This is a genomic window from Vibrio sp. 378, from assembly GCF_033339435.1.
Genome location: NZ_JAWOUO010000002.1, coordinates 498,539 through 516,213 on the forward strand (window position 1 = coordinate 498,539; position 17,675 = coordinate 516,213).

Annotated in this window: 16 protein-coding genes; 7 read left to right on the forward strand and 9 right to left on the reverse strand. The window is 46.0% G+C overall.

The window, feature by feature from the left end; genetic code table 11:
- Both R7Q48_RS05590 and R7Q48_RS05595 read right to left on the reverse strand, forming a co-directional pair.
- Nucleotides 1-1,431, reverse strand: coding sequence for an ATP-binding protein (locus R7Q48_RS05590; RefSeq protein ID WP_029861278.1), 1,431 nt, complete (start codon nt 1,429-1,431; stop codon nt 1-3).
- Nucleotides 1,421-2,128 carry a response regulator gene (locus R7Q48_RS05595; protein ID WP_005383484.1) on the reverse strand — a complete coding sequence of 236 codons (708 nt, stop codon included), beginning with the start codon at nt 2,126-2,128 and terminating at the stop codon, nt 1,421-1,423. The genes R7Q48_RS05590 and R7Q48_RS05595 overlap by 11 nt, the downstream gene beginning before the upstream one ends.
- A 265-nt stretch (nt 2,129-2,393) precedes the next feature.
- Between R7Q48_RS05595 and ptsG the strand changes: the two genes are divergently transcribed.
- Complete coding sequence (gene ptsG / locus R7Q48_RS05600) at nt 2,394-3,836, forward strand: glucose-specific PTS transporter subunit IIBC (RefSeq protein WP_081886422.1); 1,443 nt, start codon at nt 2,394-2,396, stop codon at nt 3,834-3,836.
- 95 nt (nt 3,837-3,931) lie between these two features.
- Here the strand turns inward: ptsG and R7Q48_RS05605 are convergent, their stop codons facing one another.
- Complete coding sequence (locus R7Q48_RS05605) at nt 3,932-4,378, reverse strand: DUF302 domain-containing protein (protein WP_033906624.1); 447 nt, start codon at nt 4,376-4,378, stop codon at nt 3,932-3,934.
- Between the two features lie 227 nt (nt 4,379-4,605).
- Between R7Q48_RS05605 and R7Q48_RS05610 the strand changes: the two genes are divergently transcribed.
- Nucleotides 4,606-6,597 carry a U32 family peptidase gene (locus tag R7Q48_RS05610; protein WP_256903083.1) on the forward strand — a complete coding sequence of 664 codons (1,992 nt, stop codon included), beginning with the start codon at nt 4,606-4,608 and terminating at the stop codon, nt 6,595-6,597.
- 30 nt (nt 6,598-6,627) lie between these two features.
- Here the strand turns inward: R7Q48_RS05610 and R7Q48_RS05615 are convergent, their stop codons facing one another.
- From R7Q48_RS05615 to R7Q48_RS05635, 5 genes are read right to left on the reverse strand one after another with little or no spacing between them, the layout of a single operon-like run.
- Nucleotides 6,628-8,277 (reverse strand): glycosyltransferase family 39 protein, encoded by a 1,650-nt coding sequence (locus R7Q48_RS05615; protein ID WP_213966422.1) that lies wholly within the window; start codon nt 8,275-8,277, stop codon nt 6,628-6,630.
- The gene (locus tag R7Q48_RS05620) at nt 8,274-8,990 is read right to left on the reverse strand and encodes a class I SAM-dependent methyltransferase (protein ID WP_154204080.1); all 717 of its coding nucleotides are present in this window, start codon (nt 8,988-8,990) and stop codon (nt 8,274-8,276) included. The genes R7Q48_RS05615 and R7Q48_RS05620 overlap by 4 nt, the downstream gene beginning before the upstream one ends.
- Nucleotides 8,991-9,003: 13 nt before the next feature.
- Complete coding sequence (locus tag R7Q48_RS05625; protein ID WP_167415812.1) at nt 9,004-9,381, reverse strand: GtrA family protein; 378 nt, start codon at nt 9,379-9,381, stop codon at nt 9,004-9,006.
- The gene (locus R7Q48_RS05630; protein ID WP_256903084.1) at nt 9,368-10,318 is read right to left on the reverse strand and encodes a glycosyltransferase family 2 protein; all 951 of its coding nucleotides are present in this window, start codon (nt 10,316-10,318) and stop codon (nt 9,368-9,370) included. The genes R7Q48_RS05625 and R7Q48_RS05630 overlap by 14 nt, the downstream gene beginning before the upstream one ends.
- An 8-nt stretch (nt 10,319-10,326) precedes the next feature.
- Nucleotides 10,327-11,499 (reverse strand): glycosyltransferase, encoded by a 1,173-nt coding sequence (locus R7Q48_RS05635; protein ID WP_256903085.1) that lies wholly within the window; start codon nt 11,497-11,499, stop codon nt 10,327-10,329.
- A gap of 267 nt (nt 11,500-11,766) precedes the next feature.
- Here R7Q48_RS05635 and R7Q48_RS05640 point away from each other — a divergent pair, with 267 nt between their 5' ends.
- The 5 genes from R7Q48_RS05640 to R7Q48_RS05660 all read left to right on the forward strand — a co-directional run bounded on the left by R7Q48_RS05640 (nt 11,767) and on the right by R7Q48_RS05660 (nt 16,940).
- A complete protein-coding gene (locus R7Q48_RS05640) occupies nt 11,767-12,012 on the forward strand; it encodes a DUF3297 family protein (RefSeq protein ID WP_005374689.1) in 246 nt (81 codons plus the stop codon).
- Nucleotides 12,013-12,238: 226 nt separating this feature from the next.
- Complete coding sequence (locus R7Q48_RS05645; RefSeq protein WP_053307992.1) at nt 12,239-12,964, forward strand: ABC transporter ATP-binding protein; 726 nt, start codon at nt 12,239-12,241, stop codon at nt 12,962-12,964.
- The gene (locus R7Q48_RS05650; RefSeq protein WP_318132195.1) at nt 12,951-15,461 is read left to right on the forward strand and encodes an ABC transporter permease; all 2,511 of its coding nucleotides are present in this window, start codon (nt 12,951-12,953) and stop codon (nt 15,459-15,461) included. Before R7Q48_RS05645 ends, R7Q48_RS05650 begins: the two co-directional genes overlap by 14 nt.
- Complete coding sequence (locus R7Q48_RS05655) at nt 15,461-16,570, forward strand: lipocalin-like domain-containing protein (RefSeq protein ID WP_318132196.1); 1,110 nt, start codon at nt 15,461-15,463, stop codon at nt 16,568-16,570. The genes R7Q48_RS05650 and R7Q48_RS05655 overlap by 1 nt, the downstream gene beginning before the upstream one ends.
- A gap of 103 nt (nt 16,571-16,673) precedes the next feature.
- Nucleotides 16,674-16,940 (forward strand): DUF2999 family protein, encoded by a 267-nt coding sequence (locus R7Q48_RS05660; protein ID WP_004746427.1) that lies wholly within the window; start codon nt 16,674-16,676, stop codon nt 16,938-16,940.
- Nucleotides 16,941-17,051: 111 nt separating this feature from the next.
- On the opposite strand, the gene R7Q48_RS05665 is transcribed toward R7Q48_RS05660, so the two are convergent.
- Nucleotides 17,052-17,639 (reverse strand): GNAT family protein, encoded by a 588-nt coding sequence (locus R7Q48_RS05665; RefSeq protein ID WP_318132198.1) that lies wholly within the window; start codon nt 17,637-17,639, stop codon nt 17,052-17,054.
- Between the last annotated feature and the right edge of the window lie 36 nt (nt 17,640-17,675).

Here is a 17,675-nt window from a genome sequence, read left to right on the forward strand (position 1 = left end):
TCAGTCTCTCGGGAAAGTCAGTGTGGCGCAGAGGCCGCCAAACTGAGAATGGCTCAGCAACAAGTTGCTGCCATGAGCCTTTGCAATACTCTGTGAAATGGTTAACCCCAGCCCGCTGCCTTCTTTATCGTTGCTAGCGCGGAAGTATGGCTGGCAGAGCTTTTCAAGTAATAAATCGTCAACACCGTCACCGTGATCTTCAATTTCAATCTGGATCGACTCTGGGCTTTCACTCAGCGTAATGTCCGCTTGATGGCCGTATTTGAGCGCGTTATCGACCAGATTCTGAATGCAGCGCTTAATCGCTAACGGTTTACCAGCAAAGTGGGTGCGGATTTCACCGTGGATGCGAATTGTGTCCGGCGCATCGGCGATATTGGCGGAAATGTGCTGAATCAGTTGGGTGAAATTGATCGGCTCGATTTCCTCGTGGATATCGGTCTCTTTAATGCATTGCAATGCGCCTTTGACCATCAAATCTAGGTCGTTACTCAGGCGGATAAAGCGTTCTCGGTCGGCGTCGTCATCCAGCATTTCCGCCCGTAGTTTTAGGCAGGCTATTGGCGTTTTCAGATCGTGGGAGATGGCACTGAACAGCATCTCGCGGTCTTTAATGTGGCTGTCGATGCGTCGATTCATTTTGTTAAACGCACGTACCGCTGCTTTCAGTTCGTTGCTGCCTCGCTCAGAGACTTCGGGCACGTCTAATCGGCTCGACATCAGGGTTGCGGCTTTTGCCAGTTCTCGAATGGGTTGAATTTCTTTGCGAACGATAAACCAGGTACACAGCAACAGCATTAGCGCGGACACCAATAGCGTCAGCCATTGGCGCAGCTCAAAATAGTTAGTCTCTAGGTTGATGTAAGGCGCGGGTAGCACCGCCGCGAGATAAAACCATTCGTTCTGTGCGACTTCGACCTGCATCACCAGAATGGGTGGGTTGAGATCACCAAACGAAAGCGAATAATGCGCCCACAATAGTGGCAGTTCATCGATAGGTAGCTCGTTGTTGAACACTTTGAGTTTGTCGCGCTGGGTGAACTCCACCTCGATATTAGGAATGCCGCTCAGCTCGCTTTCTAATACTTCACGAACTTGGTTGATGACCAACGTTTTGCGCTCGCTCTCTGGCAGTGGGTCGACGTCAATCTGGTGATTGTTGAGTGAGACGAAAAAGCGCGTGCCGCCCATATTGCGTAGTTGATTGAGCACCAAGTGGCGATATTCCGAAGGGAGGGTTTGAAAGAAAGCGATGGTGGAAGAAGCGCTCAGCGCTAAGCTTTTGACCGTGGTGGTCAGGCCTTCTTTATCGCGCTCGCTGGCGTGTTGATACCAGATAATCCCGGATAATACCTGCGCCAGAATGATCACCAGCAACAAGAACACACTGGTACGAACGACCAGTGATCCCGTCCAGCGTTTAATTCTCATAATGTACGTCCGTGGTCAGCATGTAGCCTTTGTTGCGCACCGTTAGGATCAGCGAACGGTCTTTATCTTCAAGGTGATGACGCAAGCGGCTGATCTGCACGTCAATGCCGCGTTCAAACGGGTCTGCATCGCGTCCCCAGATCTCGCGCGCAATGTCATCGCGAGACAATATTGATTGCGCGTGGTTGACGAACAAACCGAGCAGCGACAAATCCGCGCCACTCAGTTGCTTAACCTCGCGGCTAGCAACGTGGGTCAGTTGCCGGGTTACGGTATCTAATAACCAATCGTCAAAACGCACTTTACGCGTCAGTTTGCTATTGGCGGTCGATTGGCTGCGTCTCAAAATCGTTTTGATGCGCGCGAGCAGTTCTCGCGGGCTGAATGATTTGGTGATGTAGTCATCGGCGCCCATTTCTAGCCCTGCGACTCGGTCGGCTTCTTCAGTGACGGCGGTCAGCATAATGATCGGGATATCGGAGTTTTTGCGCAGTTTTTGGCACAGGGTAAAGCCGTCTTCACCGGGCATCATAATATCGAGGATGATTAAATCAGGATGGTGATCGTTGAGCAGTTGCCACATCACGCCGCCGTTTTCCGCGCAAAGCACTTCAAATCCAGCGCGACCAAGGTAATCTGACAATGCTTCGCGAAGGTCGAGGTTGTCATCGACGACCAGTATCTGCTTGTTTTCCATCCTACTTTCCCTGTGTCCGTCCCTGTGCCTGCCCCTGAGTTTGGCGCTGGCCAATATGATGCATTCTTAAACGCCCATGCACAATCGAGCCGATTACAATTTTCACTTCTCGGTGTAAGAGATTTGTAAGCGGCCACTTACAAACTGATTGCCTTTTGTAACCTTAGGCGCCGCCTTGCTCGCTATGATCATCCTGACCTTACGTGAAACAACATGACCTGAAGGAATCAGGTCCTACAACACTGGCATTCGTCAGGAGGAAACCATGTTTGCAAGTATATTTGGACAACTACAAAAAATAGGGCGGTCGTTGATGCTGCCTGTGGCGGTGTTACCGGTGGCTGGCTTGATGCTGGGTATTGGTAACGCGGGTTTTGCGTTTATTCCAGACGCGGTCAACAAAGTGATGCTCGCCGCCGGTGAAGGCGTGTTCGGCAACATGCAGTTGATGTTTGCGGTCGGTGTGGCGCTCGGGTTATCAAAAGGCAATGACGGTGCGGCTGCGCTCGCAGGCTTAGTTGGCCTAATTATTATGAACGCATCGCTCGGTATCGTGACTGGCCTGCGCGGCCTAGAAACTGACGCCACGATCATGGGCGTTGAGACGCTGCAAACCGGGGTGTTTGGCGGCATCTTTATCGGTGCGGTGGCGGCAATCATGTACAACCGCTTCTACAACATCAAACTGCCGGAATATTTGGGCTTCTTCGCGGGTAAGCGATTTGTGCCCATTGTCACCGGTCTATCGGCGATCGTCGTTGGTGCGATTCTCGCGTTTGCATGGCCACCTGTCGGACAACTTCTTGATGCATTCTCTCATTGGGCAGCGTACCAAAACCCTGTACTCGCGTGGGCGGTTTACGGCGCGGGCGAACGTTCACTACTCCCGGTTGGTTTGCACCACATCTGGAATGCGCCGTTCTTCTTTGAAGTCGGCAGCTATGTAGACCCAGAAACCGGCAAAGAGTTTACCGGTGAGCTCACTCGCTTCTTCGCGGGCGATAAAACCGCAGGTTATCTGTCTGGTGGCTTTATGTACTCCATGTGGGCGCTACCAGCAGCGGCATTGGCGATTTACCACTGCGCGTCTCCTGAGCGTAAGAAAATCGTCGGCGGTTTGATGATGTCTGCGGCGTTGACCTCTTGGTTAACTGGTATCACAGAGCCAATCGAATTTACCTTCCTATTCGTCGCGCCAGTGCTGTACGTGATCCATATTTTCCTAACTGGTATTGCGTTTGCGATCACCGCATTTTTGGAAATCAAACACAGTACTGACTTTGCGCACGGCGCGATCCAGTTCTTCCTTTACTACCCAATGTCGAGCAACGCGTGGATGTTCATCATCATCGGTCCAATCTGGGCGACGCTCTACTACGGCTTGTTCCGCTTCCTAATTGTGAAGTTGGATCTGAAAACGCCGGGTCGTGAAACCGACATTGCAGAAGTGAAGATTACCGGAGAGCCTGATGAAATTGCGGTGGATGTAGTAGCTGCATTGGGCGGCAAAGCCAATATTAAGTCAGTCGATGCGTGTATCACTCGTCTGCGTGTCTCGGTGAAAGACATCGCTAACGTTGATGTTGCTAAGCTAAAAGCACTTGGCGCGCGAGATGTGTTAGTGATTGGCGACAGTTTACAAGCGATTTTCGGCACGCAGTCTGACTCAATTAAGTCAAAAGTGCACAGCGTACTCGCCACCTCCTGATCTTACCTCCCCCAATCTAGGTAAGATTTGCCAACCTCCTTGTGAGGTTGGCTTTTTCGTTTTCGGAGTAAAAAAAGCGAAGCCAATAACCAGCCCTACTTCGCCGCCGCGTTGGTTAAATTGCCCAGCACGCCGCTGATTTTGTTCAATGCCTCGTCACAGCCTTCAATATGATGGCGCTGCTTTAAATAAATAGGATCGTTATAAGCTAACCACGTTTTGCCTTCATCATCTTCATACACCAACACTTTTTGGGGTAAATCGAGCGCCACTTCCTGCGCACAGATCATCAGTGGCGTGCCTACTTTAGGGTTTCCAAACACGATAACTTCGGTTGGTCGCAACGTCATATCGACTTTCGTGGCATTCTCTTGATGGTTAATGCGCGCAAAGACGTTCAACCCTTTTTCTTGCGCGATAGCGACAAATTTATCCGCCGTATTTTTTGCTGAATGCGTGCTCGCAACGGTTACCACACCCTCCCCAGCCAATGCACTCAATGACGTCAACGCCACGACCAACCCAATGATTACTTTTTTCATTTGTCGTCCCTTCCTCTCTCTGAGTCGAAAACTAGATATAGAAAAACCAAGTGTAGGAAAACTATAGAAGTCAAATTCCGCTATCGCGAATTGCACTCTACCCACTCAAGAGTCGACCGTGTAACACGGATTAATTGATTCAGATTAATAAAGCGTTAACTAGCTGAGCATCAAAAGCGTGAAATACGTAACATTTGCAGCCTATTTTAGTAAGAAAGAGAAAAGTAGTGACACGCGATCAATTTGAGTTATTAGCACCCGGTGGTGATTTAGATTCCATCAAAGCCGCCATTGCCGCTGGCGCCGATGCAATTTACTGTGGGCTCGACCGCTTCAATGCTCGTAACCGAGCGACCAACCTCACCTTAGATAACTTAAATGGCGTGTTAACGTTGGCTCATCAGCACAGCTGTAAGATTTTCCTAACATTGAATGTGCTGATTTTAGAAAGTGAAATTCCGGCGATTGTTCGCTTACTCAGCCAACTGAACACCACCAAAATCGATGGCGTGATCGTGCAAGATCTCGGTCTGACCTATATTCTCAAACATCACTTTCCCGATTTGGATGTGCACGCGTCAACGCAACTGAACACGCATAACGAAGGCCAAATCCTCTTTCTCAACCAGCTCACCGCAAGCCGAGTAAACTTATCTCGCGAACTTAACATCGATGAAATAAAACATCTGGCGCAATTTGGTCGCGAGCACAACGTAATGATGGAAGTGTTTGTCCACGGCTCATACTGCATCGGATTCTCCGGAATTTGCTACATCAGTTCAGCTCGCAATGGCGCATCAGGTAACCGTGGACGCTGTAGCCAACCTTGTCGCGAACAGTACGAAACGACCAAAACAGGCAACAACTACCCACTCAATATGAAAGACAACTCCGCATTTAGCGATTTAGAAGCGCTTGCTGATGCGGGTGTGTATTCCTTAAAAGTGGAAGGACGAATCAAGAAATCGCACTACGTCTATACCGTGGTCGATAACTGGCGTAAACAGATTGATCGCTTGTGCGAGGGTTTGGAACTCTCTGAAGACACCACAGAGTTATACACCGTATTTAACCGTGATTTCTCTAACGCATTTTTACAAGGCGATTTCGGTAAAGCGATGTACATCGACAACCCTCGCGATCACGCCGTAAAACACTTCTCGAAGATCTACAAATGCGAATCCGCCGATGATGTGCAAGCGGTGAAAAAGAAACTCTACGACGACAAAACCGCGATCATTGAGAAAGTGGCAGAGCAAACTAAGTCGTTCGATGTCACTTCGACACAAGTATCCGGCAGCAGCTTGAAAGGGTCGATTGATGTACCAACTCTGCCAGCGTTACCTCAACCAGAACCTCGCCAAGGTGCGCCAAAATTATCGGTTCTGATCTCGTCAGCACAAGAAGCCATGCTGTGCGAATACCACGACATTGATGTTTACTATCAGTTGCCAATGGGATTGTCTGGCGAACTGAGCGCGATGATTGAGTTGTTCCAAGCCAACCCAATGCTCAAACCTTGGTTCCCAGCCATTTTGATTGGCGAAGACTACCACGCCGCGCGCGTATTTTTGGAAACCATCCAACCTGAGTTGTTGATCACCAACAACTCAGGCGCCGGCATGATCGCAAAAGAGCTCGGCTTAGGCTGGGTGGCAGGCCCACAAATGAACACGGTGAACTCATACGCGTTTAAATGCCTTCAAGACGAGTTCGCGGCAAGTGGCGCGTTTGTTTCTAACGAGCTGAATATGAAGCAGATGCGTCACATAAAGCGTCCGAAAAACATGCGCAGCTTCTACAGCATTTATCATCCAAATACCCTACTCACGAGCCGCCAATGTTTGTTCCAACAAACCGAAGGATGCCGTAAGGTGAAGGTCAACAAAGGTTGTTTGAAACGCTGTGATAAACGCACATCTATCATCAACTTAAAAGACAATCCTTACGTGGTGCAAAAACAGAAAGGCAGCCACAATTCAATCTACAGCGAGCACAACGTCTTAAACCTGCAAGTGCTGCACGATCTGCCGCAATTGTTTACCGATGTGTTGATCGATCTGCGTGATATCCAGACCGAAACGAAAGTCTCAGCAAGCAAACCTGAGTTGACTGACACGTTCTTAGCTCTACTTGAAGATCACAGCGAACTAGCCATCCAAACGCTGAATGACATGATTCAACCAACAGCCAACGCGCAGTATTTAAAGGGGTTATAGGGGAACAAAACTAGGTTCTACAACTTTTTGCTAAGGGCCAAACAAATAGGGGGAACTCTCAGGATTGCTTTGCCTGAGCGCCTCAATGCCAAGGTGAGAAAAATACCAATGAAGAGTACAAGTACCATCTTGGGACATCAGTGTATACGCTCCGGAGTTGAGCCATATCTTCTCTCCGACAGACACACCAACACCATCAATAAAGCAACGGTTCAAGCGATCACTCTCAAGCACGTACCAACCCGAGCGCAGTAAATCGCCTCGAACACTAGATTGTGTTTTTAACCCAAGAGTCAGAATAAACGGAGCAATAGATACATAGTGTTGCCGAAGAGCATCACGGTCCTCCTCTAATAACCAATCAGGAATTCGATAACTTTCGACGATGAGTATCGGCTTTACTGCACGAATTTCCTGCCAAACGTCATACTGACCCCGATAGTAGTTGTCTATCTTGATGGCAGATGTTCGCCAATGATAAGTAGATGGACGAAAAAGACCTATTCCTTCATAGGCAAAGACAGCGTCGTCAACTTGCGTGTGCCTTTCTATGAATGTTTGTAGGGCGACTTGGTGCTGATTATTATGTTGTACCGGATAGTGGAGGATACGAGCAATCACAATCAAGAATAGTACGATACAAGTGACGACCGTCCCTTTCGACCACTCCCGAGTAGATGAAACAACGTACTGGATTGAGAACGCAACAAATACCGCAAGTATAGGGTAAAGTGTGACCAAGTTATATGCATGATAGTGGGGGTTAGCCAAAACCGACAACACAGCTAATATAACCAAAGCTATCAAAAACTGAGCTTGCTTAAACGACAGTACTTTCCACTTACCGACACATATTCCCACTCCTATGAGAGCAAACAGCCAATAAACAATATCATGTAAAAAGTACTGTATCAGTACATCAACCTTCAGAGAGTTTGCGTCACTAACATGCGATGTCGAATACAGAAATAAATCAAACGTCGTGTACAAAAACAGTTCAAGTGAAGAGATTCCAACGGTCGCAACAAACAAAGCTACGCAAGAGATAATGCCTAACAAAAGCGCACTGACATCCAAGACAAAGTCACGTACGGAGCGCTTTTGAATTAGCCGAATAAGCCCGAAGAGCCCAATCACTACGCCAATCAAAATCGCCTTAAATTTGAAGAGTATCGCAAGCCCGAATAATAACCCCACCCAAAACAATTTATGAGCATCACTTCCTGGGCACACATACAACACAATGATTATTTGTAACCAAAGAAAAAGAATAACGAGGTCAGGACGAAGGTCAATGCCACGCATCACCATCGCAGAAGAGGCAAAGAGCAATAACAATGTAGTGAGTGCAATATTGACTGTAAATATTTGGCGAAGAAGCACATAGACTTGCCAACCTATCGCCAACAAAAACAAAACAAAAAACGAACGAAAAACGTAAATAAGCTCGAATCGTTCGCCAAAGAAAAAGTAAACTGGCGTCATCCAATCAAAAAGCAAAGTATAGCTATCAACATTGAAGTCAAGATTCGGCCGTTTCCCAACGCTCATTAACCATGTGGTATAAAGCGCCATGTAATCATCATTAACGAGCGCGAGATTGAATATGATGTAAACATAAAAACCGAATAACAGACTTAAGTTAATCCCAAGTAGCCATCTAACTCTTGCTTCACTCATCGCTTCTTAAGTATCCAAACTTGTTTCGTTTTGAGTAAACTCGGCCAAATTGACTCAAGCCATATCAACGGGCGCATTAAAATGCCTGGAATAAAGTTATAGACAAAGCTAGGAAAGAGCAGGATCACTTGAGAGTCTATAACCTCGAAACCGTGTGCATCTGCCAACTTGTAAATACTAGATGTGCTATTGGTGTAAACATCTCCTCCTAGCTGTTCAGAAAAAAGTCGGGTCCAAGTTCGCGGAGACCACCTTAGGCTATCAAAAATAAGATATCCTTCTGGTGCAATTACCCGTTCAAACTCCGAAAACAACCGATCTTGATCATCGCAATGAAACAGAAAACGACTAGATAATACTACTGAAAACTGCTGCTCTGGATATGTCGTTGAATAGATGTCTTGTTTAGAAAAATGTGTTTTTTGGAACAAAGGGTTCTCGTAACAAACTGCGAGCATCTCATCAGAGTAATCTGCCGCATAAACTTTTTTAAAGCCAGACGCCTTAATAGTTGGAAGCATTCTTCCCGTGCCACAGGGTATATCTAGAATTGACTCTTGCAAGGAGCAGATATTAAGAAACTGTGAAAACAAAGACACTTCAGACTGATGTACAAATTGTCCACCAACATTTGAAAAACGTAGATCTTCATACTTTTTCACCGTTTCAGAATCACTGTAGAAATCTTGTTTTTCTTGCCGATTCGTTTTCATAAGTCACCTCTTTTCAGCGCTGAAACAAATGAGCTTGATTAAAGATGATGCGTTTCATTAATAGATATACAATTGGGAAACGAATCAACACGACCAAAATCTGCGAAATGAGAACATGAATGCCTACAATACTTTTAAAGATATAAAGCAGCAAAACACTCAAGAACAATGATCCTGCCGTTATGGTGATGAATTTAAAAAAGCTTCTTACATTTGTACAAACAGAAAACGTATATATTGAGTTCATGATGTAACTAAAGGCAGAACCCACTAAAAAAGACAAAACAGAAGATGTCAAATAATAGACATCAAAATAAATAAGAACACAAAAAACGAGGTAACTGACCAGAGTATTCATGATACCCACTGAACCAAACTTAACTATCTTCATCGCTACTCTTTATATTCCTTGTGTAACGAATAATGTAATCGGGTCGGTCTTGACCTTGCTCGAAAATTCGCCCGACGTAAGAGCCGATTAAGGCAATAAAGAACAATAAAATCCCTGAGAAAAAGACTTGGAAAAAGATGATTGATGTCCAACCATCGACAGTTGTGCCAAAAACGAACTTACTTACTAGTGCTTTGGTGAGATATAACAAGCCAAGTGACCACATCAATGTTGAGATAACAAACATCAGTTGAATAGGAAAGCGGGAAAAATTAAGTACCGCGTCTGACGCTAAAGCAAACATCTTAGTAAGTGAATACTTCGTTTCTCCTGCATGTCTACCATCACGTTCATATTGAATAATGGTTTGATTAAATCCGATAATGGCAAAAATACCCCTCAAGTATTTGTGCTTCTCTCGGTAACATGAAATGGTCTCTCTAACTGGCTTAGTAAATGCTCGAAAATCACCGCAATCTTCAATTAAATTAGCGGGAGAAGTAAGGGATAAAAAGCGGTAAAACAATTTTGCACTAATTAGCTTAAAAGCGGTTTCATTTCTTCTCGACAAGCGTTGGGCATGGACGATATCAAAGCCTTTATCGATCTCTTCCAAGAACTGTGTAATAACTTCTGGGGGATCTTGAAGATCGATATCAATGGTAATATTAATATCTCCAGTTGCAGCTTCGATTCCAGCAAACAAAGCGGTTTGCTGCCCAACATTCGCAGCAAGATGCACGATCACTAATCGTTCATCCGCCATAGCCAGCTTGTCTAAAATTACTGCACTTTTATCAAAACTAGCATCATTAACTACAACAAACTCAAACAAATACTGATCGTATTGCTTAGCAATTTCGCACAAACGCGAGTAATACTCCTCGATGACAGACTCTTCATTAAAACACGGAGCGATAAAGCTAATTTTATCCATACTCCCTCCTACCCAAGGCCGAGTGTTCGCGCATAGCCAGACACAAAACTTTCTAACGTATAACGAACTTTAAACTGCTCTATTTGATTTCTAGACATCTGGTCAAGTTGACCTAACTTAAAACCGTTCTCTATCGCACTTGCACTCGCTTCTAAATCATCCAGATCAATTTCAATGGCATTAGAACCGAATTGAATGACATCCGATAATTGCTTAAAATCAGGAATCGCAATCGGTAATCCGCAAGATACCGCCTCCACGATTAGGTTAGGTGTTAGGCTCGTTCCGACACATGTCCTTAGCGGTAAAACCAACAAATCTGCACTCGCCATCTCAACTGAAATATCAATGCTCTCTTTAAACTCTATTTGGTGATGTAGCTCATGTTTAGAAACAAGTTTCTCTATATTTGCTTGGTCGCCGAAGCCACTGAGACAGAGCGTTAGATCAAAATCGATACATTCTCGCTTCTTTAGTATTGCAGCCAATTCAATTAAAGCGTCAACGCCTTTTGATGGCTTAGAATGGCCGATATAAAGTAAAGACATTCTTTGTGTCTTCTTTGCAGGAATGGGTCGCGAAAAGTGCTCAGAAAAAACCCCATTTTGAATGAAATAGACTGGCAAATGAGACAGAGAAGATAACTGAAATTTCTGGTAGTTACTGTGCACAATCGCTTGACAAAAATTGTCTAACAAACGCTTGTATAAAAGCGCACTGATAAACGAATTAAATAGCAATAAATGTAAATACTTAAACCAATTCCGAAAAAAATAATGCTTGTTATTACGGACCTCGTCTAAGGTCAAATATGACTGCCAAATGGATAAAGTCGTCTGCTTTTGATATCGAGATTTTAAAAAGAAAAAAACCACCAATAGTTCTATAGGCGTAGCAATATGTAGGTTAACCTTCGCACTGTTGGTTTTCTCGATCAGCCTGTTGAGCTCTCTACATAAGTAAATAAGATTCATCAGCCCCTCAAACAGAGATTCATATCGACTCTCATTACGAAAGGTATGTTGTTCAACCTTAATATGAGAACGAAACTCAGTTGGAGTAACAGTGACAACATGATGTCCATTCTCAGTTAAGCACTGCGCTAAATTGACGAAGTTTTTACTCATTGCTTCTTTTTGATCACTTCGAAATCTAGCGATAGCTAAGATCACAAGTTCCATTTGTTTTCCTAATACTTATCGCACCTAATAACCATAGTATAAACAACGAGAACCTGAGAAACTGTTTACTAGTAAGAGAATCAAAATGATAAAAAGACAATGATTGAATTAATTTTAAAAGGACTCACCGAAAGAGCAAAAGGAGATAGATAAAAATTAGGGCTTTATTGCAGTTCAGTTCATTAAAAACCAGTCACAATCCTTGAACACTCGCCTTGCACTGACTACAATGACGCACTTTTTTTAATGACTTCAAGGTCAAACAAAATGACAGATACAGCTAAACCAGCTCTACCAGATCGCCTAGCGGGTAACCCACGTAGCCCATTCTTCATCAAAGAATGCTTCGAGCACCAAATCGGTATTCGTATCAACGGCCAAGAGCGTACTGACGTAGAAGAATACTGCATCAGCGAAGGTTGGGTAAAAATTGCTTCTCCTAAAGCAAAAGACCGTTTCGGTAACCCAATGCTAATCAAGCTTAAAGGCGAAGTTGAAGCGTACTACGTGTAAGCTGACCACGCTGAATGTATTTGAAAGCTCGAGTCTGACTCGGGCTTTTTTAATGCCTGTCATATCCCTTCCTCGTTTAATCTATTCCCTCTTCTTTTCAGTACAAGTTATTAAGAAATCGATGTAAATCGCTGTTTTTATCTGATTGTTGTCTAAAGTTTCTAGAGAACTAACTGCAATAGCCATTGCCAAAAGAAACGACACCTTTTTAATCCAGGGAGAGGAAATGGAAAGCCCACTTGTCACACTCAAACACGCCAGCAAAAGCTTTGTCGATGGCAAAGAGACACATCGCGTGTTGGAAGGCGTCGACTTCACGTTGAACACAGGAGCGAGTGTTGCGCTGACGGGCGCAAGTGGCAGCGGCAAAAGTACTTTGCTCAATGTCATCGCTGGCTTTGAGCCGCTTTCCGATGGTGAGTTGTGGTTAGATGGCGATAACACGGCGGCTTGGAAAGACCCACAATGGAGCCGATTTCGACATCAAAAACTCGGTGTTATCTTCCAGCAATTCAATCTATTAACGCCGCTCAACGTGCAGCAAAACATCGCCTTCCCCCTGCATTTGAATCAACAGAAATGGAACGACTGGTGCGATTATTTGGTCGAGACTCTAGGTATCAGCCAACTTCTCGACAGGCATGTTTCTGCCCTTTCCGGCGGTCAACAGCAACGAGTCGCTATCGCACGCGCATTGGCACACAAACCTAAACTGCTACTTGCTGATGAACCCACAGGAAACCTCGACCAAAAAGCGGGCTTGGAAGTGATGAAACTACTGAGTGAAATCACCACCCAAGGCAATACGGCAGTACTGTTAGTCACCCACAGCCCTGAATGCGCTGAGTTTATGAAAACCCAATTACGTTTGAAGGATGGGCGTTTGGAAAATAGTCAGTTGCATGGCGGTCATCACCAAAACAAACATGAGCTTCGCCATGAAGCAAGCTAAGCTATCAAACACCAGATTCACTCATACTCGACTCGCCCTGAATCTGTTTGCAGCGCACTATCGGCAGGCGCCACTGCAAGCCGCCGCAATTCTGATCGGTATCGTGCTGGCCGTGACCTTGTTTGTTGCGGTGCAAGCCATCAACCTCAATGCCAAGCGCAGTTATGCGGAGTCTACCGAGCAGCTTAGCGCACAAGCTCAGAACGTAATTATTCCACCAGCAGGGCAAAACTATCTGCCCGAATCGCTCTACTTCACCCTTAGACAAAACGGGCTCAGTGCAGCGCTACCTGTAATCGAAGGGCGAGTGAGAGACGAACAAGGGCGTCGCTGGTCAGTACAAGGCAGCGAGTTGATTGCCGCCATCTCTTCACGTTCGCGCTATTCTTCAGAAAACCAACAAAACGTATCTTTGTTCGATAGTGCGTTACCTTTACCTGAGCTTTTAGCTGGCAAGCCAATCGTGATGATGAGTCAATCTCAACATCAAAACTTAGGAGAAGTAGAAACCCTAACTCTGGACGACATTCCAACCCAAGTGGTGGTGCTACCCGACGAATGGCAGTTAGGTAGCCGAATGTTGATGGACATTGGTTTTGCCCAGCAACTGCTCAATAAACAAGGACAGCTCAGTTACATTGCGGTTTTCCATTCGGGTGTTAAAGGGAATAAAGACACGCAAGCAAATTGGCAGAAGCTGATTGGCGATCAAGGGCAATGGATTTCCAACAATCAAAGCACAGACCTTGGCTCGCTGACCGACAGCTTTCACCTCAATCTCACAGCAATGAGCTTACTTGCCTTTTTAGTCGGGCTGTTCATTGCCTACAACGGCGTAAAATACAGTTTGCTGAAACGCAATCGTCTGTTAGTACAAATCCAACAGGCAGGTGTTGCGCCGAGCATTGTGTTCTCTGCGCTGTTGGTTGAACTCACTCTTCTCGTTACCATCGGCGCTTCGCTGGGTTTTGTATTGGGCATGCAGCTTAGCCACTGGTTGCATCCGACCGTGGCACTGACTTTAGAACAACTTTACGGTGCGACACTGCTGCCCGGCACTTGGCAATGGCAATGGTGGGCGCAAGCATTGCTGCTCACGTTAGCCGCCACCCTATTGGCGTGTTGGCAGCACTTTAAACAGCGAGTGCGCCAGCCGCTTTCCTCTCATGGCGGATTTTATCAAGCACCTGAAGCCTCTAACGAAAACCAATTGTTCTTGATAGGTGCTGCGTTGACAACTCTCGCACTCGCAGGGTTATGGCTGAGTGAACACCACCGATTTACCATGGCGTGGCTCGGCGTGCTTGTGGTGTCGATTCCTTTGTACTTACCCAAAACACTCAGCGTGTTAGCCAATTGGTGTGAAAAACGCACCACTTCCGGTTTGATGCAGTATCTGTTTGCTGAGCTGCGCGAGCTGATTTCTCCGCTTTCTCTCGCCATGATGGCACTGCTACTCGCCGTTACAGCCAATATGGGGATGAACACCTTAGTGGGCAGTTTTGAATCCACCCTAAAACAGTGGTTAGAACAAAGACTGCACGCCGATATTTACGTTAGCCCTGCCCAAGGGGAAATCGCAGATGTAGAGCGCGCATTAGGGCAGTTCGACAAGGTTGAGACCGTCTACAAACAATACTACGTCGACGATAACCTGCAAGGTTTACCGATTTTGCTTGGCACCAAAGATAAAGACACCTTAGAGCAAACCATGGTGTTCAAATCGCATTTGGAGAACTTCTGGCAGCGTTTTTACCAAGGTGAGTCAGTCGCGATCAGTGAACCAACCGCGGTCAAACTGGGTTTATCACTGGGTAGCGAGCTCACGCTTGATGCCATTCCAAATAAGAGCCTACTTGTGGGTGCGATATTCCACGATTACGGCTCACCCAACGGTGAAGTGTTATTAGCACCAAAGCTATGGCAAGAGAGCGGATTTACCGACTTGCCAACAAGTCTTGGAATTAAAGTCTCAGGTGACCCACAAATCGTATACGACCAACTGCGCGAGCAACTGAATCTGCATCCAAGTCAGCTCTACGATCAGGCGCAAATCAAATCCATCGCGTTGGATATTTTCTCGCAGACCTTCGCCATTACACGCGCACTCAACGGCGTGACGTTGATGGTCGCAGTGATTGGCTTGTTCAGTGCTTGTTTTATGTTACTCGACGCGCGCAAAGCCGCCATTGCAAGGCTGTACGCACTTGGCGTCAGCCGTCGTAAATTAATGACCATGGTGGTCGGACAGATCGTCGCTTTGGTCAGTTTTACCCTTGTTATCGCCCTACCTTTAGGAGCCATGGTGGGTTACGTGCTGACAGACATCGTCACCTTACGCGCTTTTGGTTGGAGCTTAAATTATCTGTGGAATTGGAGTGATGCGCTCAGTATTGCGGCGATCACCATCTTGGTGGCAGTGATTGCAACCTTGATTCCGCTGTGGCGATTGGTCAGCAAGCCTGTCGTATCCAGTTTGCAAAGCGAGGTGTTGTGATGGTTCGATTAGCAAGCACACTTACTCTATTCATGAGCAGTCTGTTCCTGTTCGGTTGTGAAGATCCCCAACAACAAAATATGGGCACGTTGCTGGGCAGTGGAGATATGCAAAGCGAGAGCAACCTATTCACACCCGTAGAAAAAGGGGTTGAACTCACCTTTCCTACCGATCATCAAGCACACCCGGATTTTCGTCATGAATGGTGGTACTTAACCGCTAACTTAATCGATGCAAACGGCAACCCACTTGGCGTCCAGTGGACACAATTTCGCTTTGCTGCTGCGCCGCCAAAGGACGAAGATGACGTGAAGAAAACCGAGTGGCAAGCTCAACAAATCTACATGGCGCACAGCGCAGTCACGACCGCAGACAAACACTACGCCGATGAAAAATGGTCGCGCGATCAAGCCTCTCTCGCAGGCGTTGATTCTTCACCATTTCGGGTTTACCTCGATGATTGGCAGTGGACTTCTTCAACCACCGATCTCTTCACTGCCACATTGAATGCAAACTCCGAACAGTTTGGCTATTCGCTGACGCTTACCAGCACTGCGCCTTATCAAAAGCAAGGCGAGCAAGGTTACAGCACCAAAAGCGCCGATGGTCAGGTGGCTTCGTATTACTACAGCCAACCGTTTATTGATGTCTCCGGTGAAGTCACCATCGACGGCAAAACCCATCAAGTGTCGGGCAAAGGCTGGATAGACCGAGAGTGGAGCTCGCAATTCTTACTCGACTCACAACAAGGCTGGGACTGGTTTGCCCTAAGGTTGAATGACGACACCAGCTTGGTGGTGTTCCAATTGCGGGATTCCAAAACCGGAGCAGCCAGTTACTCCAGCGCAAGACTGATGCAACAAGGTGGTTCTGGCATCGCCATTTCTCAAAAATACATTCAGTTAAAGGCGACTAAGCAAACAGAAATCCAAGGTCGCAATTATCCAACCGAGTGGCAAGTGTCGATTCCTAACCAGCAAGTTGAGCTCACGGTTTCTGCACTCAACCCGAACGCGAAAATGCCCCTTTCTGTGCCTTATTGGGAAGGCCCGGTGCGTATTGAGGGCTCTCATTCTGGGACAGGTTATATGGAACTAACGGGGTATTGAAAAGTTGAATGATTACCCCAATTATTCAGCTAGTACAAACACAGGTAACCGAGTGATACACTGCACCTCAGTGTCATCCAATGAATAATTGAAAGGAAATATGATGAACCCAATTATCGCCTTGCTAAAAGAGAACAACATCAGCGACGAACAAATCAACGAGATTTTTCAGACTCTGACGCAAAACCCTCTAGCGGCAATGGCAACAATCAGCCAACTAGGTTTGCCACAAGACAAGCTACAAATGCTGATGGCGCAAGTGATGCAAAACCCTGCGCTAATCAAAGAAGCCGTAGACGAGTTGGGATTGGATTTCTCAAAGGTTGAAGAAGCAAAAGAGAAGCTTCAAAGCCAAAACCAAGGCAACTAAGTCTTAGCCATTTAGCGCTGAATATAGAAAAGGCCGTTAACCCGAGCATGTGGGTTAACGGCCTTTTTTGTTCACTAATTTGTTGTTAGCTACTTTTTTGCCAGCTAATTATCAGCGATTTAAAGACGCGAATTGATCTGCGGTCATACCGTAGTAAAGTTTATCGTCAAAGCCTTGCTCTAGTTTGTAGTAGTCTTTCTGACGGCCTTCTTGAGTAAAACCATTTTTCTCTAACGTCTTGTAAGAACCAGCATTAGAAGCGTAGCAATCGGCACTGACTTTATGGGCGTTTAGCTCAGTAAAGCCAATGTCGGTCATCATTTGGCAAGCGCGAGTCGCAACGCCTTTACCCCATGCACAAGTTGGTAATTGATAACCTACTTCGTAGTTGCCAGTTAAGAACATCACTGCGGTCACTGCGCACATTCCCATGTACTGGCCTTGTTGGTCACGAATCACGAACGTTGGGCTATCTGGCCAAACACTGTCTTTAATCGCTTGTGCCGTATTTTCAATAATAGGGCCAAAGAAACCCTCATATAGGCTGTTGTCAGCAGGTGCGAAGAACAGATACTGATTGACCTTATCATCGTTCAACATCTCGATAATATCTTGTAGATCATAGCCTTGAATCAGTTGGATAGTCAACGATTCGTTAAATGGGATGGCTTCGCCTTGTTTTAGTTTTTGATATGACATGTGTTACCTCGTTATCTGCTGAAAATAGTAGCTCAG